The organism is Streptomyces sp. NPDC030820 (assembly GCF_055572075.1).
In genome coordinates this window covers 20,201-40,384 of the sequence record NZ_JBVIEB010000005.1, presented here as the reverse complement: position 1 = coordinate 40,384, position 20,184 = coordinate 20,201, and the positions used below count along the sequence as shown (strand labels likewise).

The following is a 20,184-nucleotide window of genomic DNA, read 5'->3' as shown; positions in this document are numbered from 1 at the left end:
GTGCTGCCCAGAAACCCAGAAGCCCAGGAGGGTCCGTGACAACCACGCCGTTCATGAACCGAGAAGGAATGACACGCCGTCGCATGCTCGGGGCCGCACTGGCCGTCGGGGTCGCAGTGCCTATCGGCGCCGCCCACCCCGCGAGGGCGGCCTCGCCCGCCCCGGAGCCGGTGCAGCTCACCCTGCCCGCGCCCACCGGACCGTACCCGGTGGGCACGGTAACCCTGCAGCTCGTCGACACCTCACGTCCGGATCCCGTGGCCGGCCCCGGGCGTCACCGCGAGTTGATGGCCGCCGTCTGGTACCCCGCCCGGGGCGTCGAACGGTATCCACTGGCCCGCTGGACGTCCCCCGCCGTGGCGCGGGCGCTCCTCACGTCGGCGGGCTTTCCGGCCGACGTCGCGGTGGCGCCGCTCACGGCCGGCCACGAGGGCGCACCGGTGCTGCGAACGGGCCGACGACTGCCCGTCGTCGTGTTCTCGCACGGCGCGCACGATCACCGTGCGGACACCACCATCGTGGTGCAGGAACTTGCCAGCCACGGGTATGTGGTGGTCACGGTGGACCACACGTACGACGCGTTCAGCGAGTTCCCCGACGGCCGGCTCACGGTCCCGCTGGACCGACCCGCCCTCACCCCGCGGGACTTCGCCACCGACATCCGGTTCGTGCTCGACCGCGTCGAGGACCTCGCGGCCGGGCGGAACCCCGACGCCGAGCACCGGCCGCTGCCGGCCGGCCTGCTCGGCGCCCTCGACCCGCGGCGCATCGGCATGTTCGGCTGGTCGAAGGGCGCTTCGGCGACGGCCTTCGTGATGAGCGAGGACCGGCGCGTCCGGGCCGGGCTGAGCTTCGACGGGCCGATGCAGCCGACGGTCACCACCGACCTGGACCGGCCGTTCATGCTGATGACCGCCGAGTTCCCCCGGGCCACGCAGCCGAGCGTCGCCGAGTTCTGGTCGCACCTGCGGGGATGGCGGCTCAACATCCAGGCCGAAGGTGCGGTTCATTCGTCGTACTGCGACGTCCAGTTCCTGACCCCACAGCTGGCACAAGCCGTCGGGATGAGCGCCGGGGACCTTCAGAGTTGGATCGGCACCCTCGATCCCGCCCGGGCGGTGCGGATCCAGCAGGCGTACCCGCTCGCGTTCTTCGACCTTCATCTTCGGCACCACCGGGCGCACCTGCTCGACGGCCCGTGCCCGGCCTTTCCGGAGGTGACGTTCATCCCGTGAAGCGACGGCCCGCGTCACTCCCGGTCGGCCCGCCCTGCCTATTCGCTCCTCAGGGCCTGCGCCGTCCTCGCCCTCGCCGCCCACCCCGCGGGCAACAGCGCTCCCGCCGTGGCGATCACCAGGCCGCCCAGTACCAGCGCGACCAGCACAGGCGGTGAGTACACCGCCATGTCCGCCTTCGGGAGGGCCGTGCCTGCTGCGCGGCCCATCACCGGCAGTACCCACTGGTGCAGGGCCACGCCGACCGGCACTCCGACCGCCCCGGCCGCCAGCCCGATCCCGGCCACCGAGGTGAGCACCATGGCGACGGTCTGCCTCGGCGACATGCCGAGTGCTTTGAACACCCCGAGGTCATGAACGCGTTCGCGGGTGTCCAGCAGCACCGTGTTGAGGACACCGAGCCCGGCCACCGCGACCAGCATCAGGGTGAACATCGCCACCAGTCCGTCCATGGCGATGATCGTCGGGCTGACCCTGTCACCGGACGGGAGCACCAGGATGCCCGGCGGTTGCAGGGCTCTCCCGAGCGCGGCCGCGTAGGCCGTGGCGTCGGTGCCGGGCTTCAGGTCGATGTCGAACTGCACCGACTCGGAAGGGATCCTGAGGCGGAGGCCGGCCAGGGAGGAGCTGTCGGTCAGCATGACCATGCCGCCCTCGCGGACGTCCATGTCCTCGCCGACGATCCGCACCGCCGCGCGGCGGCCGTTCGCGGTGAGGGTGACGGTGTCGCCGACGTGCGTCCCGGTGGCCCGCAGGAAGCCGTGGGGGACGACCGCCTGGCCGGGACCGTGGAACCAGGTTCCGGACACCAACTGGTAGGCGCCCCAGGAGGAGTCGCCCCCGTAGCCCCGATAAGCGGTCACGTCGACGGAACCGGTCAGACCGGCCACGCGGACCTGGGTCTGTTCCGTGCTGAAGTATCGCCGGGTGCTCGGCTGCCGCGCGATCTTGGCGGCGATCAGCGCCGGGTCGACGGTGTCCGCAGCCCCCTTGCCGGCCACGGGTGCGATGTCCTGGACCGTGACCGCGCCCGCGTCCCTGCGGTCGAGTCCGTTCTGGACTCCGTTCACCGAGATCGCCAGGCCGGTCCCGAAGGTCACCCCGACCGTGCCGAAGACGACGGCCGCCGCCACCGTCGCCGAACGGGCGGGCCGGGCGAAGGGACCCGCAAGACCCAGGCTCAGGGCGCGCGGCAGCGGCAGCCCGGCAATCCGCCGCTGGACGGCCCGGCCACGGGCCGCCCGCGGGGTCCGGCCCACGGCGAGTGCCTCGACCGTACGCAGTCTCCCCGCGCGCAACGCGGGGACCAGCGCCGTCGCCACCACCACGGCCAGCGCGACGGCGGGTACGGCCAGGTCGATCCACGGTGCGACGGCCAGGGAACCCGTGCTGTAGGCGCGTTGGGCCTCGTGCAGGGCCGGGATCGCCATCAGGTTGCCGAGCACGACGCCGAGAACGCCGCCGACCGAGGCGGGGATCAGCGCTTGGGCGACGTAGGCGCGGACCACGTGCGCCGGGGCGAAGCCCAGGGATTTGAGGATGCCGATGCGCCTGGTCGCCGAGCCGACCGCGCCGCTGACGACAGTGCCGATGACCAGCACCGACATGGCCAGGCTGAGCACCCCGAAGGCGACCACGAAGGGGACGAAGGTCGCTTCGGTGCGGCTCGCGGACCGTTCGGTCTGGAGGTAGGAGGAGGCTCCGGTCAGCGATCCCGGTGGTACGGCGGTCTCGACGGCCTTGCGGTCGGCGGTGACGTCGGCATCGGTGGCGGCGCTGTGGAAGCGGTAGAGCATCTGCAGGCCGGGCCTGCTGCCCCGGGCGGTCAGGGACCTGACCTGCGCCGGCAAGACCCAGGCGTCCGCGGTCGCGGTCACCGACCGGGCCAGTCCTACGACGGTCAGCACCGGCCTGCCCGGCAGGTCCGGGAGGGACAGCCGGTCGCCCACGCCCAGCGGCGGGTTCCGGTCGCTGAGCACGATCTGTCCGCTGCCCGTGGCCCAGCGGCCCGCGGTGAGCACCAGGTCGTCGACCGCTCCTTCGGTGTCCGCCCGGCCGACCACGCTCATCTCGGGCATGACACCGCCCACCGGCAACCGCGACCTGTTGGCCCCGACCCGCGGGGACAGCGACAGCACCGGGTAGGGACCGGCCGCGGCGGTCACGCCCGAGATGTGTGCGGTCGCCGCCACCTGCGCGGCAGGGGCCCCGGCCGGGTCGAACCAGGCGGTCAGCTGCGCCCCGCGCTGCTTGGCGAAGGCATGCTCGAACGGCGCCCGCGAGGCCACCAGCAACCCGGTCGCCAGCACCGCCGCGGCCACCGCCATCGTCGTGGTCAGCACCATCACCAGGGTCTGCATCCGGCGTCGGCCGACGCCGGCGCGGACCACCTTGCCCAGCGCGCTCATCCGGCCACCGCCCGCACCACATCGCGCGCGATCCGGCCGTCGACGAGTTCGACGGTGCGGGTCGCGCAGCAGGCCGCCAGCGCGGTGTCGTGAGTGACCAGCACGATCGTCTGCCCCTCGCGGTTCAGCTCGGCCAGCAGGTCCCTGACCTCGCCCGCGGAGGCGCTGTCCAGCGCACCGGTGGGCTCGTCGGCCAGCAGTAGTCGCGGACTGTTCATCAGCGCCCTTGCCACCGCGACCCGTTGCCGCTCACCGCCGGAGAGACGGCCGGGAAAGGCGTGCGCGTGCCGAGCGATACCCAGGCGCTCCAGCAGGTCGGCCGCCCGGTGGCGGGCCAGGGCGCGCGGTCGGCCCGCCAACTGCGCGGGCAGCAGCACGTTGTCCGCCACGGTCAGGTCGTCCAGCAGGTTGAAGAACTGGAAGACCATCCCGATCCGTTCCCTGCGGTACTTCGCCAGCTCGGTCTCGCCCAGCCCGTCCAGACGGAGTCCGTCCACGGTGACGGTGCCCTCGGAGGGCCGGTCCAGCCCGGCGATCAGGTTGAGCAGGGTGGACTTGCCGCTGCCGGACGGTCCGAGCACCGCCAGTGCCTCGCCGGCGTTCACCTCCAGGTCCACGCCGGCCAGCGCCGGGCGTGCTTCGTCGTACTTCTTGCTCGCGTCGCGGATCTGGATGATCGGCGCGGTCACGGGTCCTCCCACGTGTCGGGGCGACGACCGGGGCGCCGCTCCTGCGGTGTCCCTCGTAGCCGCCGAAGAAGCTAGGGAGAGACGGGAGTTCGCCGACACGGGGCTGAGCGGGGTCTTGGAGGTGTAGCTGGCTACATCCCGGTTTCGGGGCCCAGGACGGATGCCGGGCGGTACGGCCGGCTCGCACACTGGTCCGGACCGACAGCGGAGGAGAGCGGACGTGAGCGGTGGTGCGATCACACCAGGCAGCGGGTCCCCTGGGCGGGCCGGGACCCGGCAGGGCCTACGGCAGGCTGCGGGGGAAGCGGAACCTGAGCCGTCCCGGGTCGGCCAGGGCTTGCTGGCGGCGGTCCGGCTGACCGCGGTCTGGGCCGTCAGCTTGGTCGGGGCCGCGGCTCTACCGGCCGTCCCCTGGCTGCTCCTGGTCAACCTGGTCCGGGCGCAGCAGCCGTGGCAACCGCCGCCGGCGGCGATGCCGAGCACGTCCGCCCAGGACAGGTCCGGGTTCTGGCTGCTGGTCGTTCTCCTGCTGGTGCCCTGCGCGGTGCTGGCGGTGCGTCGGCTGCTGCGCGGTGGCAAGGCCGCCCGGGCCGGAGGGGCCCTCTCCGGGAAGGCCGGGGCGGCGCTCCTGGTGCCCCCGGTGCTGACGCTGGCCGGCCTGGTGGACCATCGCGGGCCGCTGGCCGCCGGTGATCACGGGGTCTTCTGGCTCGGCGTGCTCAGTCTGCCGCTGCTCGCCTGCGGCCTGCTGGGCATGCGGTGGGTGGCCGGGCTGCACCGGAGGATGGCGGGCGCGTGGAGCGGGGTGCCCGTCCCGGTGCCGTACCGTGCCGCGCCCCCCACCGGCGGGCGACCGCTGTGGGTGCGAGCCGGGCTGTGGACGCGCTGGGTGCTGACCGACCCGGCGACCTGGCGGGACCTGCTGTGGACCTCCTTCACCGGAGCCGTGGGCGGTGTCCTCGCCGCGCTGGTCGCCGCTCCCGTCTACGTCGCGGTGCAGATTCTCGGCACGTTCCTCGGTTCCGCCACGGTGAATCCCGGCAACGTGCACGTGTTCCTGGCGGGGTTGACGGCGGCGACGGCGTTCCTGGTGGTGCTGCCGGCCGTCCTGTGGGCGGCGCCCCGGCTGATGCTCGCGTACGGCCGCTCGGCCCGCCATCTGCTGGGCCCGAGCCGCCAGGAGGAACTGGCGCAACGCGTCGACCATCTGGCGCAGACCCGGTCCGACACCCTCGACGCCGGGGCGGCCGAGATGCGCCGGATCGAGCGCGATCTGCACGACGGTGCGCAGGCCCGGCTGGTGGCCATGGGCATGGCCCTGGACACGGCGCAGCACCTGCTGGCCACCGACCCCGAGGCGGCGCGGAGCATGCTGGCCGAGGTCAAGGCGTCCTCGGCGCGGGCGCTGGCGGAACTGCGTGACCTGATCCGCGGAATCCATCCGCCGGTCCTGGCCGACCGGGGCGTGGCCGATGCGGTGCACGCACTCGCCCTTGACCTGCCGTACCGGGTGCACTTCAGCTGCGACCTGCCGGGCCGGGCGCCCGCTCCGGTGGAGTCGGCGGCCTACTTCGCGGTGAGCGAGTTGCTGGCCAATGTGACCAAGCACGCGGAGGCCCGGCAGATATGGATCGAGATCGGCCATGACGGCGGTGCGGCCACGGGTACGCTGCGGATCACCGTCACCGACGACGGCCGGGGTGGGGCCGATCCCGCGGCCGGCACCGGCCTGCGCGGTGTCGAGCGTCGCCTCGCCGCCTTCGACGGAGTACTCGCCGTCAGCAGCCCGCCCGGCGGTCCGACCATCGTGAACATGGAGATCCCGTGCGCGTTGTCATCGCCGAAGACCTCTTCCTCCTGAGGGACGGCCTGACGCGCCTGCTGGAGGCACACGGATTCGAGGTGGCGGCCGCCGTGGACAACGGCCCCGACCTGCTGGCCGCGGTGGCGGCGGAGGAACCCCACGCGGCGATCGTGGACGTACGACTGCCACCGACCTTCACCGACGAGGGCCTGCGCGCCGCACTGGAGGCCCGCCGGCTCACCCCCGGGCTTCCGGTCCTGGTCCTCTCCCAGTACGTCGAGCAGCTCTACGCCCGTGAGTTGCTGGCTGCCGGGCAGGGCGGCACGGGGTACCTCCTCAAGGACCGGGTGATGGACGGCGCCCAGTTCATCGACGCGGTGCGACGGGTGACGGCAGGCGGTACCGCGATGGACCCCGAGGTGATCGCCCGTCTGCTGGCCCACAACTCCGCCGACGGCGCCGTGGCCGCGCTGAGCCCGCGCGAGCGGGAGGTGCTCGCCCTGATGGCGGAGGGGCGCTCCAACGCCGCCATCGCCCAGCACCTGGTGATCACCGAGCGGTCGGTGTCCAAGCACACGGCCTCGATCTTCACGCGGCTCGGCCTGCAGCCCTCCGACGACGACAACCGGCGCGTCCTCGCAGTGCTGGCGTACCTCAACCGCTGAGGGCACCCCCGGAGGTGGTGGGCTTGGCCGCGCGGACGATGGCGAAGTGCATGCCGTCCGCGACGGAGTGCGTCGGGGTGATCTCGACGTCCGTGAACCCGGCGGCTTCCAGGCCTGCGCGGTACTCGGCGAAGGACAGTGCGCCGGCGATGCAGCCGACGTAGTCGCCGCGTTCCGCGCGCTGCTCGTGCGTGAGCGCGTCGTCGGCGACGACGTCGGAGACTCCGATCCGGCCGCCGGGCCTGAGCACACGGAAGGTCTCGGCGAAGACGGCGGCCTTGTCGACGGACAGGTTGATCACGCAGTTGGAGATGACCACGTCGATGGTGTTCGCGGGCAGCGGGATCGCCTCGATGGTGCCCTTGAGGAACTCCACGCCGGTCGCGCCCGCCTTCGCCGCGTTGGCGAGGGCCAGGGCGAGCATCTCCTCGGTCATGTCCAGGCCGTACGCCTTCCCCGTCGGCCCCACCCGGCGGGCGGAGAGCAGGACGTCGATGCCGCCTCCGCAGCCGAGGTCCAGGACCCGTTCCCCCTCGCGGAGTTCGGCGACGGCAGTGGGGTTGCCGCAGCCGAGGGAGGCGGCGACCGCTTCGGCGGGCAGGGCGTCGCGCTCGTCGGTGGTGTAGCGGGCGGAGCCGAAGCTCTCGTCGGCCTCGACCGGCTCGGGCCCGCAGCAGGTGGTGCCGGCCTCGGTGACGTTCATGGCTGCTGCGGCGTACCGTCGGCGGACGGTTTCGCGCAGGTCGGTGGACTGCTCGCTCATCACTTCACTCCCGGGTGACGGGGCATGGCGATGCCCTGGACTGCCTGTATTGACGTTTGTTGATGCAACCTTGCGCCTTGGATCGAGAAACGTCAACATAGAGGCATGTCGAAACAAGAGCTTGAGGTGATCGGCCAGGAGAGCGCCGCCGCCTGCTGCCCGGACCTCGCCGCCGCGCCGCTGGACGACGAACGCGCCGCCGAGCTGGCGAAGGTCTTCAAGGCGCTCGGCGACCCGGTGCGCCTGCGCCTGCTGTCCTTGATCGCCTCACGGGAGGGCGGCGAGGTCTGCGTGTGCGAGATGACACCGGCCTTCGACCTGTCCCAGCCGACGATCTCCCATCACCTCAAGCTGCTCCGCCAGGCCGGTCTGGTCGACTGCGAGCGCAGGGGGACGTGGGTGTACTACCGGGTGCTGCCCGGCGTCCTGGACGAGCTCGCCGGATTCCTGACGGCGCCGCGGACCTCCGGGGTGACGGCGTGACCGCGTCCCTCGGTCGTCGTGTCGCGGCCGAGGCGGTGGGGACCGGGTTGCTGGTGGCCGTGGTCGTGGGCTCCGGTATCCAGGCGACCGAGCTCTCCCACGACGTCGGCGTGCAGTTGCTGGCCAACTCGCTGGCCACCGTCTTCGGCCTGGGCGTGCTGATCACGCTGTTCGGACCCGTCTCCGGCGCGCACTTCAACCCCGCCGTCACCCTGGCCGCCTGGTTCACCGGCCGCCGCACCGGCGCCGGGCCGAGCCTGCGGGAGGTCGCCGCGTACGTTTCCGCGCAGGGTGCCGGGGCGATCGGCGGTGCCGTGCTGGCCGACGCCATGTTCGGCGAGCCGCTGGTGAAGTTCTCCACCCACGACCGGTCCGCCGGCCATCTGTGGCTGGGGGAGGTCGTCGCCACGGGCGGGCTGATCCTGCTCGTCCTCGGCCTGGAGCGCGTCGGCCGCGCCTCCCTGGCCCCGCCGGCCGTGGCCTGCTACATCGGTGCCGCCTACTGGTTCACCTCCTCCACCTCCTTCGCGAATCCCGCCGTCACCGTCGGCCGCGCCTTCACCGACACCTTCGCCGGGGTCGCCCCCGCCTCCGTCGCTCCGTTCATCGCGGCGCAACTGCTCGGTGCCGTACTCGGACTGGCCGCCGTGGCGGTCGTGCACGGACGTCCCGCCCGCGTGGCGGACGACGTCGCCGTCCCGCACGGCGAGCCCGAACTCGCCTCCTCCTGACCGCCCTCCGCTCGCAAGGACATCCGCGATGACCACTGCCACCCCACGTCCCTCCGTGCTGTTCGTGTGCGTCCACAACGCCGGCCGTTCCCAGATGGGCGCCGCCTTCCTCACCCATCTCGCCGGTGCTGCCGTCGAGGTCCGCTCGGCAGGTTCCGCACCTGCCGACGCGGTCAATCCGGCGGTGGTGGAGGCCATGAAAGAGGTCGGCATCGACATCTCCGCGGAGACGCCGAAGATCCTCACCGTCGAGGCCGTACGGTCCTGCGACGTGGTGATCACGATGGGTTGCGGGGACGCCTGCCCCGTCTTCCCGGGCAAGCGGTACCTGGACTGGCAGCTCGAAGACCCGGCAGGCCAGGGTGTGGACGGCGTGCGGCCGATCCGGGACGAGATCGAGCAGCGGGTACGCGGCCTGCTGGCCGAGCTGGGTGTTCCGGCGGCATGAGCGGGCCGTCCACCACGATCTCCGTGGTGGGGGTGAGCCCGTGCTGACCCCGGCCGTCAGCCACGTCGCGCTGCTGGAATGATGCTCCGGCGACGGCCGGCGAGACACACGCGTAGGAGAGAGATTTGTCCCTCACTGACCCTGAGACGTCAACGTTGTCGGCTGAGGGAAGGCCCGAGGTGTCGGTTCGCCAGCCGTCTCCCTCGAAGCTTTCGATCGCCGATCTGCTGACGCTGGGCAACGCGGTTTGCGGATTCTCCTCCATCTACTTCATCACGACGACCGTCCTGGTCCCGTACCTCACACAGGGCCGCGGTCAGGGTTCGGTACGGCAGGGCGCGGCTGCGGCGGTCATGCTCATCCTGCTGGCCTCGCTCTTCGATCTGTGCGACGGACTGGTCGCGCGGCGGTTCCGGAGTTCCGGGATGGGGGCGGAGCTCGACAATCTCTCGGACCTCGTCAGCTTCGGCCTCTCACCTGCCTACTTCGTGGTGGTGTGGGGTCTTGTCAACGAGAGGTCGAACCTGACGCTCGTTGTCGCGGCCGCCATCGCCGTACTACTGGGCGGCGTGCTGCGTCTCGCGCGCTTCTCCGTCACCACCATGCAGGACGGCATGTTCCAGGGCATGCCCATTCCGTTCGCGGCGCTCACCGTCGTTTCGGTCGTCCTGCTCGAACTGCCTTTCGCGGTCACTCTGATCGCGGTGCTCGGCGTCGCCTGGCTCATGGTGAGCCGGGTTCAATACCCCAAGCCCACGGGCAAGATGGCGGTCACCACCATGGGATGGGCGGCGGTCAACATCGGCTGCATGGTCGCCTGGGCCGCTGGCGCTCCTGGGGCCGAGGTCCTCCTGGTGACCGGCTGCGCGCTCCAGCTCACCCTTGCGGCAGTGCTCCCCCTGTTCGCCGCAGCGCGCCGCATCAACACCGCGCGGAACGCTCGATCGGCCGGCGCCGGGGCAGCCTGACCGGCGCCTCGCTCGGGCGTCGTGTGCTGTTCGGCGCCCGTGCCGGCTTCGGCCGGCTCAGGTCCGGCATCCGGCGGCCCGTACATGGCGGCGTCCTGGTCGGGGCGGCAATGCGTACGACCGGTCGTATGTACGGCATGTGACACGATGGCCGGGATGGAAAGCGAACGACAGGGTGCGGAGCCCGGCGGGGGCCGGGGAGTCCTTAGCGCGGAGGGGCCGGCGGTGACTGATCTGCGGCTGGTGCGTGGTGCGCGTGCCCGGCAGCGGGTCGCCCGGCACGCGGTCGACATCGCCTCGCTGGACGGGCTCGACGGACTCAGCATCGGCCGCCTGGCCGCTGACCTGGGGCTGAGCAAGAGCGGTGTGCAGACGCTGTTCCGGACCAAGGAGAACCTGCAGCTGGCCGCCGCCGAGTGCGCGCGCCGGGAGTTCGAGCGGACGGTCGTGCGGCCCGCGCAATCACTCCCGGCGGGCTCCGCCCGGCTGCGGGAGCTGACCGAGCACTGGATCGCCTATGCGCAGACGCCCCTGTTCGCCGGCGGCTGCTTCTGGTCCGCCAACCTTCCCGCCTACGACAGCCGCCCCGGCCTGGTGCGCGACGCCCTGCTCGCCCATCACGAGGCATGGCTGAAACTGCTCGCCGACCAGCTCCGGCGGGCCGCCGGCGCCGGTGCCGTCCCCTGGCCGGACGCGGAACTGGCCGCGTTCCAGATCGACGCCGTGTGCAGCGCGGCCAACATCGCCATGCGCCTCGGCGACGACAGCGCAGCCGACAAGGTACGCCGGGTGGTGGAGGGCTTCCTCCGCGGAGCCCGATGACCCACGCCGAACGCGGAGCCACCGGCTTCCGCCGAGCCGACGAGGTGCCGCTGCAGGACACCGACCTCAGGTCCTTCCGCCGTGCCTGTCACGCGGCGGCGCGGCTGGCCGGGACGGCGGTTCGAGGGCTGGATGTCGGGCTCTGCGCCTCCTTCGACGCGGTGGACATCGCGGGCACGGTCGTGCTGGTCCACCTTCATCTGCCCGTCGTCGCCTTCAGCGGTGCCGCACTCGAACACGGCTCTCCAGTACGGGAGTTCATCCCTCCCCCACCCTGGGCGGGGCCCCTCGCCGACGCCGGGTGCCGGCTGCTGGAGCCCGCGGAGCCGGACGCGCCCATCGAGCGGGTCGATCTGAGCGCGCTGCCGGAGGCCGAGTTGAAGGCGGTTCGCCACCGGCGCCCGCAGACGCTGGGCGAGCTGATGTTCAACTGGTGGGACTGAGGCCTACGACGCCCGCGGCTCACCGCCTCACCCCACCATCCGTCCCCGTGCCCCCGGCCCCATAGGCCCGCAGGAACGCCGCCACCCCGCCCTTGATCAGGCGGTCCGTCTCCGCCGGCGGGAGGGGGAGGACGCCGTAGTGGGTGGACTGGACGAGGGTGTGTGTCGTCAGGGCCATGAAGTGGGCGGCGGTCATGGCCGCGTCGCCGTGCGGGTCGAGCAGGCCGGCGTCCGCGAGGTGGGACATCGCCTCGGCGACCGCCCGGCCGACCGGCTCCGGGCCCGCCTCGTGCCAGGCCTGCAGGACCTCCGGCGGCACATGGTCGGCCTCGGCGTGGATGTGGCGGACGAGAGCGAAGTGGTTCGGGTAGTCGGTCATGAGACCGGCGAACCCACGGGCCAGGGCGACCAGATCCCGCTCCAGATCCTCGGCGCGCGGCGGCCGCTCGGGGTCCAGCACCGCGCGCAGGCGGGCGAGTTGGGCGTCACGGACCTCGTTGGACGTCCAGGTCACCACGGTCTGGAAGAGCTGTGCCTTGCCGCCGGGGAAGTGGTTGTAGAGCGTGCGCGTGGAGACGCCGGCCTCGGCGGCCAGTGCGTCGACCGAGGCGCGCGCATATCCCTCGCGGCCGAAGACCGTGCAGGACGCGCTCGCGATCGCCATCTGCTTCTCCAGCTTGCGCGGTGAGACCTCGCGTCGCGCCCGCGCCACCCGGGCCTCGTTCGTTTCGCCCACACCTGCCTCCTCTGTCCTCCTCCGACCGGCCACTCTAGCCGACTTACAACGCCCGTTGTACTTTTACAACGAGCGTTGTACTTTTACAACGAGCGTTGTACTTTTGCTGAGCAGCCCAAGCCGGAAGCAGGACCGAAGGGGGACACCCGTGTCTGTCACCAGCAAGGAAGCCGTACCCGTCACCACGGACGAGGCGCCGCTGCGCGTCGCCGTAGTCGTCGGCAGTGTCCGGGAGGGCCGGCAGGGCCGGGCGGTCGCCGACTGGTTCCTCAGCGTCGCCGGCGACGACACGGGCCTCGACTTCGACGTCATCGACCTCGGCGAGATCGACCTCCCGCTGGTGCTGCCCGACTGGGGCGGCACCCCGAGCCCCGAGGCCGTCGCCGCGCTGCGGGGCGTCTCACCGCGGCTCGCCGCCGCCGACGCCTTCGTCGTGGTCACACCCGAGTACAACCACAGCTTCCCGGCGTCCCTGAAGAACTTCATCGACTGGCACCACCGGCAGTGGCAGGCCAAGCCGGTCGGCTTCGTGTCGTACGGCGGCCTCGGCGGCGGCCTGCGCGCGGTCGAGCAGCTCCGGCTGGTCTTCGCCGAGTTGCACGCGACGACGGTGCGCGACTCGGTCAGCCTGCACGGCCCCTGGTCCGGCCTCGGCGAGGACGGCACACCGCGGGATGCCGCCGTGTGCGCCGGCGCCGCCAAGGGCATGCTCGGTCAACTCGTCTGGTGGGGCCGGGCCTTGCGGACCGCGCGGGCCGAGCGCCCGTACGCCGGCTGACGGCGGGGTGGGGGAGATGCGTACGACCGCACCCGCCGCGGCGGCCCCGGCCCGCCCGGTACCGGACCGGGCCACCGCCTTGAACCGCACCCTGGCCGTCACCGTCGTGGGCATGGTGATGGCGGTGCTCGACATGACGATCGTCAACGTCGCGCTGCGCCGGCTCGCGCAGTCCTTCGGCGCCTCCCTGGAGACCATCCAGTGGACGACCACGGCGTACACGCTCGCGCTGGCCGCCGTCGTCCCGACCGCTGCCTGGGCCATGGCCCGGTTCGGCGCCAAGCGCACCTATCTGACCGCGCTCGCCCTCTTCACCCTCGGCTCGCTGCTCGCCGCCTGCGCCTGGGACGCGGGCAGCCTCATAGCCTTCCGCGCGGTGCAGGGGCTCGGCGGCGGGCTGTTGCAGCCGGTCGGCATGGCCATGGTGATGGGCGCAGCCGACCGGTCCCGGCTCGGCCGCGCGATGGCCGTGGCGGGGCTGCCCATCCTGATCGGGCCGGTCGCCGGGCCGGTACTCGGTGGCTGGCTCGTCGACGCCGCCTCCTGGCACTGGATCTTCCTGGTCAACCTGCCGGCAGGCACCCTGGCCCTGGCCCTCGCCCTACGCCTGCTGCCGCGGGACGCACCAACGCCTGGAACCCCGACGGCTGGGACCGGGATGCCGACGGCTGGGACCGGGATGCCGCCGAGCGGGACCGGGATGCCGACGGCTGGGACCGGGATGCCGACGAGCGGGACCGGAACGCCGACGTCCGGGATCGGAAGGGTCGCCGGGATCGGGAGGATCGCCGGGAGCAGTAGGACTGCCTGGACCAGAGGGACTGCCCGGATCGGTAGGCCCGCCGGGACCGGAGGGACCGCCGGGATCGGGACGCCGACGCTCGGCACGGAAAGGCCCGCCGGGACCGGGAGGACCGCCGGGACCAGAACGCCGACGCCGGGCACGGAAAGGCCGGCCGGGACCGGGAGGACTGCCGGGATCGGGACGCCGATGCCCGGCACGGAAAGGCCGGCCGGGACCGGGAGGACTGCCGGGACCGGAACGCCGACGCCCGGCACGGAAAGGCCCGCCGAGACCGGCAGGCTCGCCGACGCCGAAAGGTCCGACGACACCGAAAGGCCCGTCGACACCCGAGGGTCCACCGGCACCCGAAGGCCCACCGGCACCCAAAGGCCCGCCGTCCGGCTGGACCTCCCCGGCCTGCTCATGCTCTCTCCCGGCCTCGCCCTCCTGCTGTACGGCCTCGCCAGGGGCGGCGAGCGCGGCGACTTCACCGCGTCCGGCGCGCTCGTGCTGATGCTGGCCGGTGCGGCCCTCGCGGCGGCCTTCGTACGCCGGGCGCTCACCACGTCCGCTCCGCTGCTGGACCTGCGGCTGCTGCGCGAGCGCACCTTCGCCGCCGGTGCCGGCACGCTCGCCCTGTTCACCTGCGGCTACTTCGGCTCGATGCTGCTCGGCCCGCTGTACTGGCAGCAGGAGCGGGGCCTGAGCGCCACGGCGGCCGGACTGCTGGGCGCGCCGGTCGGTCTGGCCGTCGGTACGACGATGCAGATCGCGGCGCGACGGATCGACCGGGCGTCACCACGCCGGTTGATCCCGGCCGGTATCGCGGTGGCCGCCCTCGGGATGGCGCTGACGGCCTGGCAGGTGGGGGTGCCCGGGGTCGCGCCCTGGCGGATAGTCGCGCCGGCCATGGTGATGGGCGTCGGCACCGGCGTGGTCCTGATGCCGACGATGACCACCGCGAGCCGGGACCTGCCCGCAGAGCGGCTCGCCGCGGCGAGCACCGCGCTGAGCATCAACTCCCAGCTCGGCGCGTCCATCGGCACGGCCGTGCTGTCGGTGGTGCTGGGCACGGCGGGCATGCACCCGGCCGGCTTCCGCACCGCGTACGCCGTCGCGGCGACCCTCCTGTGCCTGGCGGCCCTGCCGGCGCTGGCCCTCCCGGGCGGTCGGCGAGGGCGGTGATGGGCAGATCTGTTCCGGGCGTCGTCATGCGTCAGAACGGAACCCGCAGGTCAGGTGATGGAGGGGAGCCCGGAGGGTGGAATGAATCTGCCAATCCCCACCACCGCCGAGTTCAGCCCACGTTCAGGTCCGCCAGGGGGAGGGTGTGGCTGGTGTGGACCACCTTCGCGCGCAGGTAGCGGACGTTGTGGGCCGTGGTGAAGACGCCGGTCGGCACCCGGTCCCGGACCACGACGCCCAGCGCGCGCAACTGCTCGGCCTTGTCGGGGTTGTTGGACAGCAGGTCCAGCTCCCCGATGCCGAGGGCGGCGAGCATCTGTGCGGCGGCCGTGTAGTCGCGGGCGTCCTCCGGCAGGCCGAGCGCGGCGTTCGCCTCGTAGGTGTCGAGGCCCTGGTCCTGGAGGGCGTACGCGTCGAGCTTGTTGTAGAGACCGATGCCGCGGCCCTCCTGGCGGAGGTAGAGCAGGACGCCGCCGCGGTCGGCGATGCGCTCGACCGCCTCGCGCAGCTGGGGTCCGCAGTCGCAGCGGGCCGAGCCGAAGACGTCGCCGGTCAGGCACTCGGAGTGCAGGCGCACCAGCGGAACCGTGCCGGGGGCGGGGTCGCCGAGGACGACGGCGACGTGCTCCTGGCCGTCCGCCAAGCCGTGGAAGGTGACGAGTTCGGCGTCGACGCTGTAGCCGTCGTGGAAGCGCAGCGGTACCCGAACGCGGGCGCGCGGCGTGGCGGCGGGGGTGTCGGGCATGCGGGTCCCTCCGGAGGCGGTTGCTTCAGATTTGAAGCAGCGTACTCGGGGGACCCTACCTCATGCTTCAAACTTAAAGCAATCAATCGTCGGACGAGGAACATGACGAACGCCGCCGCCAGGGCACGTCCTCCGCCCCGGTCTCGGCGCCGTCGCCCTGCAGCCCCCGTGCGATCCCCGTGCAGATCTCCTCCAGCTGCCCCACCTGCTCCGGCGTGAGCCGGTCGAACAGGGTGGCGCGCACGGTCTCGACGTGGCCCGGTGCCGTACGCTCCAGGACGGCCATCCCCTCGTCCGTCAGCACCGCGATGCTGCTGCGCTTGTCCCAGCGGCAGTCCTCCCGGCGCACCAGCCCGTCCCGTTCGAGGCGGGTCACCGCATAGGTCAGCCGACTGCGCGTGATCTTCAGCGTCTCGGCGAGGTCGGTCATCCGCAGCCGCCGGTCGGGCGCGTCGGACAGGTTGGCCAGCACGGAGTAGAACAGGTGCGGCATGCCGGCGTCCTGCTGGAGCTGTCGGTCGATCGCGTCCTCCAGGAGGTGCGTCGCGGCGAGATAAGCGCGCCAGGCGCGCTGCTCCTCGGGGGTGAGCCAGCGGGTCGTCATGCCGCCAGTGTAAGTTTGTTTCAAACTTGAACCAAGCTCGGCTTGAACCAAGCCTCGCCTCGCAGGAGACCGCGCCGATGTCGTACCCGTACGTGCTGCTGTCCGCCGCCGTCTCCCTCGACGGCTACCTCGACGACACCGGTCCCGACCGGCTCCTGCTGTCCAGTCCTGCCGACTTCGACCGGGTCGACGCGGTACGGGCCTCCGTCGACGCCATCCTGATCGGCGCCGGCACGATCCGCGCCGACAACCCGCGGCTGCTGGTCAACTCCGCCGAGCGCCGCGCCGCCCGCGTCCGGGCGGGCAAGCCGGAGTACCCGCTGAAGGTGGCGGTCACCGCCACCGGCGACCTCGACCCCGACGCCAACTTCTGGCACACCGGCGGCGACAAGCTCGTCTACACGACCGACCACGGCGCCGAGCGGGCGGTCCGGCGCGTCGGTGACACCGCCGATGTCGTCCCGCTCGGCCCCCGCCTCGACTGGCGGGCCCTGTTGTCCCACCTGCACGACGTGCGCGGAGTCGGACGGCTCATGGTCGAGGGCGGCGGCACGGTGCACACCCAGCTGCTGCAGCTGGGTCTCGCCGACGAGCTCCAGCTCGTCCTCGCGCCGCTGTTCGTCGGCGACCCGGCCGCGCCCCGCCTGTTCGGCCCCGGTGGCTACCAGGCCGGCCGGCTGCGCCTGACCGAGACCCGCCGGATCGAGGACGTGGTCCTCATGCGCTACGAGCCCACCGCCCCCGGCACCGGCCCGGTCGCCACCGCCGCCGACCGTCACTGGCTGCGCACCGCCTGTGAACTCGCCGCGCTGTGCCCGCCCTCGGAGACGGCGTTCAGCGTCGGCGCGGTGGTGGTCGCGGCGGACGGTACGGAGCTGGCTCGTGGTCACTCCCGGGAGGGCGAGGATCCCGTGGTCCATGCGGAGGAGGCGGCGCTTGCGAAGGTCGACCCGGCGGATCCCCGGTTGGCCGGTGCCACGGTGTACAGCAGCCTGGAGCCCTGTGCCCGGCGTGCCTCGCGGCCCGCGCCCTGTGCCGAGCTGATCCTTCGGGCGGGGGTACGGCGGGTGGTCACGGCGTGGCAGGAGCCGGACACGTTCGTCGCGGGAGCCGACGGTACGGGGCTGCTGGTCAAGGGGGGTGCGGAGGTCGTCGCACTGCCCGAGCTGGAGGAACTCGCCAAGGCGCCGAACGGGCATCTGCTGGGCTGAGCCCGTCACACACTCAGGGCCCGGAATCCTTGGGATTCCGGGCCCTGAGTCTTCAGTAGCGGGGACAGGATTTGAACCTGCGACCTCTGGGTTATGAGCCCAGCGAGCTACCGAGCTGCTCCACCCCGCGTCGTTGTGTCTCTACTGTACACCACACGCTCATCCGGTCGGCGCCACACCGCTTGCGCCCCTCGCCGGCCCGTGATCGCCGGTCGATCACTTTCACCGACAGTGACCGGACGACCGCCCTCCGCATAACATCTGAGACACCATCAAAAACACCGACACTCATGTACGGCGGTCAACTCGCCCGGTTTGCAGCGCTCCTGACCGGTAAGTCCACGGCCGGAAACGTTAATGATCAAGCCGAACGGCTTGGAAAGTGGCTGTCACGTCTATTAACGTTCGATAACGCAGCGCGGTCGTCCCAGCCGTCACAAGAGTCGGCTCCGTGCGCACGCGCCGAATCCCGCAAGGGAGCCGGGGAACCACCACCTTGGGGTGAATCGCGCGAATGCCGCAGTTGGTATACGCGCGTAGGAGACCTTCCTGCTCCGAACCCGTCAGCTAACCCGGTAGGCGGAGGAAGGAAAGGAGTACGCCCGAGTGGCGTCCAACCGGCCCGCCCCAGAAGCCCCGTTCATGCCCCCGCAAGCCGAGCCGGAGACCTTCGGCTACGGCGCCTACCGCGCCGAGGAGGGGCCCTGGGAGGAGTGGAACCCCACCGAGGACTCCGTCACCTCGCTCCGCGGCCGGCACCGCGTCTCCAAACAGCGCGGCGGTTTCGCGCGCAGCTCCACCGTCCTCGGCGTCGGCGTGCTGGCCGCGGTCGGCGCGGGCGGCATGGCCAGCGCGAACACCGGCAAGCCGCCGGTCTCCATATCCCTGCCGGACCTGGACTCCGTCGAGCACATCTTCGGTGCCAACCCCACCGACGCTCCCCAGGCCACCTCCGGCCTCAGCAAGGTGGGCGTGAGCACCGACAGCGCCGACAGCAGCAACGCCGGCGAGGCCCTGCGCAACCGGATCATGGCCCAGGCCGAGCAGCAGAAGGGCCAGGCCGACAGCAAGGCCACCGCCGCCGCGATCGCCGCCGCCGATCAGCAGACCGCGGCCGCGGCCGCCAAGGCGGAGCAGGCGGCCGCCGCCAAGGCCGCTGCCGCCAAGGCGCAGGCGGAGGCCGACGCCAAGAAGGCGGCCGAGGCCAAGCGGCTCGCCGAGCTGGCCAAGCAGTACACGCTGCCGGTCGTCTCGTACACGATCACCGGCACCTTCGGGCAGCCCGGCGCGATGTGGTCCTCCGGCTACCACACCGGCCTCGACTTCGCCGCCCCCACCGGCACCCTCATCAAGGCCATCCACAGCGGCACGGTCACCGAGGCGGGCTGGGCCGGCGCCTACGGCTACCGCACCGTCCTGACCCTCGACGACGGCACCGAGCTCTGGTTCTGCCACCAGTCCTCGATCAACGTCTCCGTCGGCCAGAAGGTCTCCACCGGCCAGGTCATCGGCCGGGTCGGCGCCACCGGCAACGTGACCGGCCCGCACCTGCACCTGGAGGTCCACCCGAACGGCCAGGCCACCGCCATCGACCCGGCGCCCTGGCTGCGCGAGAAGGGCCTCACCCCCTGACAGCCGTCTGTCCGGAGGACTTTGCACCGGCGGCGGAATGCGATGATCCGTCGCCGGTGTTGATGCAGAGCATGACTTCTCTGCGCACACTCGGCTCCTCCGGCCTCGAGGTCTTCCCGCTCTGCCTCGGCGGCAACGTCTTCGGCTGGACCGCCGACGAGGAGACCTCCTTCGCCGTCCTCGACGCCTACACGGCGGCCGGCGGCAACTTCATCGACACCGCCGACTCCTACTCGGCCTGGATCGAGAGCCACAAGGGTGGCGAGTCCGAGACGGTGATCGGCAAGTGGGTCAAGTCCCGCGGCAACCGTGACCGCGTCGTCATCGCGACCAAGGTCAGCCAGCACCCCGAGTTCCAGGGCCTGTCCGCCGCCAACATCAAGGCCGCCGCGGACGCGTCCCTGCGCCGCCTGGACACCGACTACATCGACCTCTACTACACCCACTTCGACAAGCCCGAGATCCCGGTCGAGGAGATCATCGGCGCGCTGGACGAGCTGGTGAAGGCGGGCAAGGTCCGCCACATCGCCGCCTCCAACATCAGCCCCGAGCGCCTGAAGGCCTCGCTCGACTTCTCCGACCGCGAGGGCCTGGCCCGCTATGTCGCCCTCCAGCCCCACTACAACCTCGTCTCCCGCGACACCTACGAGGGCCCGCTGCAGGACCTGGCCGCCAAGGAGGGCCTGTCCTCCGTGCCCTACTTCTCCCTTGCCGCGGGCTTCCTGACCGGCAAGTACCGCCCCGGCACCAAGGTCGACAGCGCCCGCGCGGGCCGCGCCCAGGAGTACGCGGAGTCGGAGCGCGGCCAGAAGGTCCTCTCGGCGCTCGACGAGATGGCCGCCGCCCACGACGCCCCCGTCGCCACGGTCGCCCTCGCCTGGCTCGCGGTCCAGCCGACGATCACCGCCCCGATCGCCTCGGCCCGCACGGTGGACCAGCTCCCGGACCTGCTGGGCGTGGTGGACCTGAAGCTGACGGACGAGGAAGTGGCACAGCTGACGCAGGCGTCGGCCTAGTGCTCCATCAGTGACAGGCTCCGCCTGTTTCCCC

20 protein-coding genes, 1 tRNA gene and 1 riboswitch are annotated in these 20,184 nt (G+C 72.0%); of the genes, 14 read left to right on the top strand and 7 right to left on the bottom strand.

Annotated features, from left to right (window positions below; translation table 11 throughout):
* Positions 1 to 83: 83 nt before the first annotated feature.
* Positions 84 to 1,235, top strand: coding sequence for an alpha/beta hydrolase family protein (locus tag ACZ418_RS15125; RefSeq protein ID WP_468362416.1), 1,152 nt, complete (start codon positions 84 to 86; stop codon positions 1,233 to 1,235).
* Between the two features lie 38 nt (positions 1,236 to 1,273).
* On the opposite strand, the gene ACZ418_RS15120 is transcribed toward ACZ418_RS15125, so the two are convergent.
* Positions 1,274 to 3,643, bottom strand: a complete 2,370-nt coding sequence (locus ACZ418_RS15120) for an ABC transporter permease (protein WP_468362414.1) — start codon at positions 3,641 to 3,643, stop codon at positions 1,274 to 1,276.
* A complete protein-coding gene (locus ACZ418_RS15115) occupies positions 3,640 to 4,332 on the bottom strand; it encodes an ABC transporter ATP-binding protein (protein WP_468362412.1) in 693 nt (230 codons plus the stop codon). The genes ACZ418_RS15120 and ACZ418_RS15115 overlap by 4 nt, the downstream gene beginning before the upstream one ends.
* Positions 4,333 to 4,552: 220 nt before the next feature.
* On the opposite strand from ACZ418_RS15115, the gene ACZ418_RS15110 reads away from it, so the two are divergent.
* Both ACZ418_RS15110 and ACZ418_RS15105 read left to right on the top strand, forming a co-directional pair.
* Positions 4,553 to 6,193 (top strand): sensor histidine kinase, encoded by a 1,641-nt coding sequence (locus ACZ418_RS15110; protein WP_468362410.1) that lies wholly within the window; start codon positions 4,553 to 4,555, stop codon positions 6,191 to 6,193.
* Positions 6,157 to 6,801, top strand: a complete 645-nt coding sequence (locus ACZ418_RS15105; protein WP_468362408.1) for a response regulator transcription factor — start codon at positions 6,157 to 6,159, stop codon at positions 6,799 to 6,801. The genes ACZ418_RS15110 and ACZ418_RS15105 overlap by 37 nt, the downstream gene beginning before the upstream one ends.
* Here the strand turns inward: ACZ418_RS15105 and arsM are convergent.
* Positions 6,791 to 7,564, bottom strand: coding sequence for an arsenite methyltransferase (gene arsM, locus ACZ418_RS15100; protein ID WP_468362406.1), 774 nt, complete (start codon positions 7,562 to 7,564; stop codon positions 6,791 to 6,793). The genes ACZ418_RS15105 and arsM overlap by 11 nt on opposite strands.
* Before the next feature lie 105 nt (positions 7,565 to 7,669).
* On the opposite strand from arsM, the gene ACZ418_RS15095 reads away from it, so the two are divergent.
* The 6 genes from ACZ418_RS15095 (at position 7,670) to ACZ418_RS15070 (ending at position 11,459) form a co-directional block, all read left to right on the top strand.
* Positions 7,670 to 8,047 carry an ArsR/SmtB family transcription factor gene (locus ACZ418_RS15095; RefSeq protein WP_468362403.1) on the top strand — a complete coding sequence of 126 codons (378 nt, stop codon included), beginning with the start codon at positions 7,670 to 7,672 and terminating at the stop codon, positions 8,045 to 8,047.
* Positions 8,044 to 8,778, top strand: coding sequence for an aquaporin (locus tag ACZ418_RS15090; protein ID WP_468362401.1), 735 nt, complete (start codon positions 8,044 to 8,046; stop codon positions 8,776 to 8,778). Before ACZ418_RS15095 ends, ACZ418_RS15090 begins: the two co-directional genes overlap by 4 nt.
* Positions 8,779 to 8,806: 28 nt before the next feature.
* Entirely contained in the window at positions 8,807 to 9,226 is a 420-nt protein-coding gene (locus ACZ418_RS15085) for an arsenate reductase ArsC (RefSeq protein WP_468362399.1), read from the top strand.
* A gap of 125 nt (positions 9,227 to 9,351) precedes the next feature.
* Positions 9,352 to 10,194: a CDP-diacylglycerol--serine O-phosphatidyltransferase gene (gene pssA / locus ACZ418_RS15080; RefSeq protein WP_468362397.1), complete on the top strand. Its 843-nt coding sequence runs from the start codon at positions 9,352 to 9,354 to the stop codon at positions 10,192 to 10,194.
* Between the two features lie 225 nt (positions 10,195 to 10,419).
* Positions 10,420 to 11,016 (top strand): TetR/AcrR family transcriptional regulator, encoded by a 597-nt coding sequence (locus ACZ418_RS15075; protein ID WP_468362395.1) that lies wholly within the window; start codon positions 10,420 to 10,422, stop codon positions 11,014 to 11,016.
* The gene (locus tag ACZ418_RS15070) at positions 11,013 to 11,459 is read left to right on the top strand and encodes a hypothetical protein (RefSeq protein WP_468362394.1); all 447 of its coding nucleotides are present in this window, start codon (positions 11,013 to 11,015) and stop codon (positions 11,457 to 11,459) included. The genes ACZ418_RS15075 and ACZ418_RS15070 overlap by 4 nt, the downstream gene beginning before the upstream one ends.
* Positions 11,460 to 11,478: 19 nt before the next feature.
* On the opposite strand, the gene ACZ418_RS15065 is transcribed toward ACZ418_RS15070, so the two are convergent.
* Entirely contained in the window at positions 11,479 to 12,195 is a 717-nt protein-coding gene (locus tag ACZ418_RS15065; RefSeq protein WP_468362393.1) for a TetR/AcrR family transcriptional regulator, read from the bottom strand.
* 148 nt (positions 12,196 to 12,343) lie between these two features.
* On the opposite strand from ACZ418_RS15065, the gene ACZ418_RS15060 reads away from it, so the two are divergent.
* Both ACZ418_RS15060 and ACZ418_RS15055 read left to right on the top strand, forming a co-directional pair.
* Positions 12,344 to 12,973: an NADPH-dependent FMN reductase gene (locus ACZ418_RS15060; protein WP_468362392.1), complete on the top strand. Its 630-nt coding sequence runs from the start codon at positions 12,344 to 12,346 to the stop codon at positions 12,971 to 12,973.
* Between the two features lie 16 nt (positions 12,974 to 12,989).
* Entirely contained in the window at positions 12,990 to 14,942 is a 1,953-nt protein-coding gene (locus ACZ418_RS15055) for an MFS transporter (RefSeq protein WP_468362390.1), read from the top strand.
* 112 nt (positions 14,943 to 15,054) lie between these two features.
* Here ACZ418_RS15055 and ACZ418_RS15050 read toward each other — a convergent pair whose 3' ends face one another.
* Positions 15,055 to 15,687: a GTP cyclohydrolase II gene (locus tag ACZ418_RS15050; protein WP_468362388.1), complete on the bottom strand. Its 633-nt coding sequence runs from the start codon at positions 15,685 to 15,687 to the stop codon at positions 15,055 to 15,057.
* 82 nt (positions 15,688 to 15,769) lie between these two features.
* Positions 15,770 to 16,291, bottom strand: a complete 522-nt coding sequence (locus ACZ418_RS15045) for a MarR family winged helix-turn-helix transcriptional regulator (protein WP_468362386.1) — start codon at positions 16,289 to 16,291, stop codon at positions 15,770 to 15,772.
* 77 nt (positions 16,292 to 16,368) lie between these two features.
* Here ACZ418_RS15045 and ACZ418_RS15040 point away from each other — a divergent pair, with 77 nt between their 5' ends.
* Positions 16,369 to 17,502: a dihydrofolate reductase family protein gene (locus ACZ418_RS15040; protein WP_468362384.1), complete on the top strand. Its 1,134-nt coding sequence runs from the start codon at positions 16,369 to 16,371 to the stop codon at positions 17,500 to 17,502.
* 56 nt (positions 17,503 to 17,558) lie between these two features.
* Here ACZ418_RS15040 and ACZ418_RS15035 read toward each other — a convergent pair.
* Positions 17,559 to 17,632: transfer RNA gene (locus tag ACZ418_RS15035), tRNA-Met, on the bottom strand.
* Positions 17,633 to 17,952: 320 nt separating this feature from the next.
* A riboswitch (cyclic di-AMP (ydaO/yuaA leader) is annotated at positions 17,953 to 18,099 on the top strand.
* Between the two features lie 9 nt (positions 18,100 to 18,108).
* Here ACZ418_RS15035 and ACZ418_RS15030 point away from each other — a divergent pair.
* Together ACZ418_RS15030 and ACZ418_RS15025 are read left to right on the top strand one after the other, a co-directional pair.
* A complete protein-coding gene (locus ACZ418_RS15030) occupies positions 18,109 to 19,134 on the top strand; it encodes a M23 family metallopeptidase (RefSeq protein WP_468362382.1) in 1,026 nt (341 codons plus the stop codon).
* 71 nt (positions 19,135 to 19,205) lie between these two features.
* On the top strand, positions 19,206 to 20,150 hold the full coding sequence (locus ACZ418_RS15025) for an aldo/keto reductase (RefSeq protein ID WP_468362380.1): 945 nt from the start codon (positions 19,206 to 19,208) through the stop codon (positions 20,148 to 20,150).
* Positions 20,151 to 20,184 lie beyond the last annotated feature (34 nt).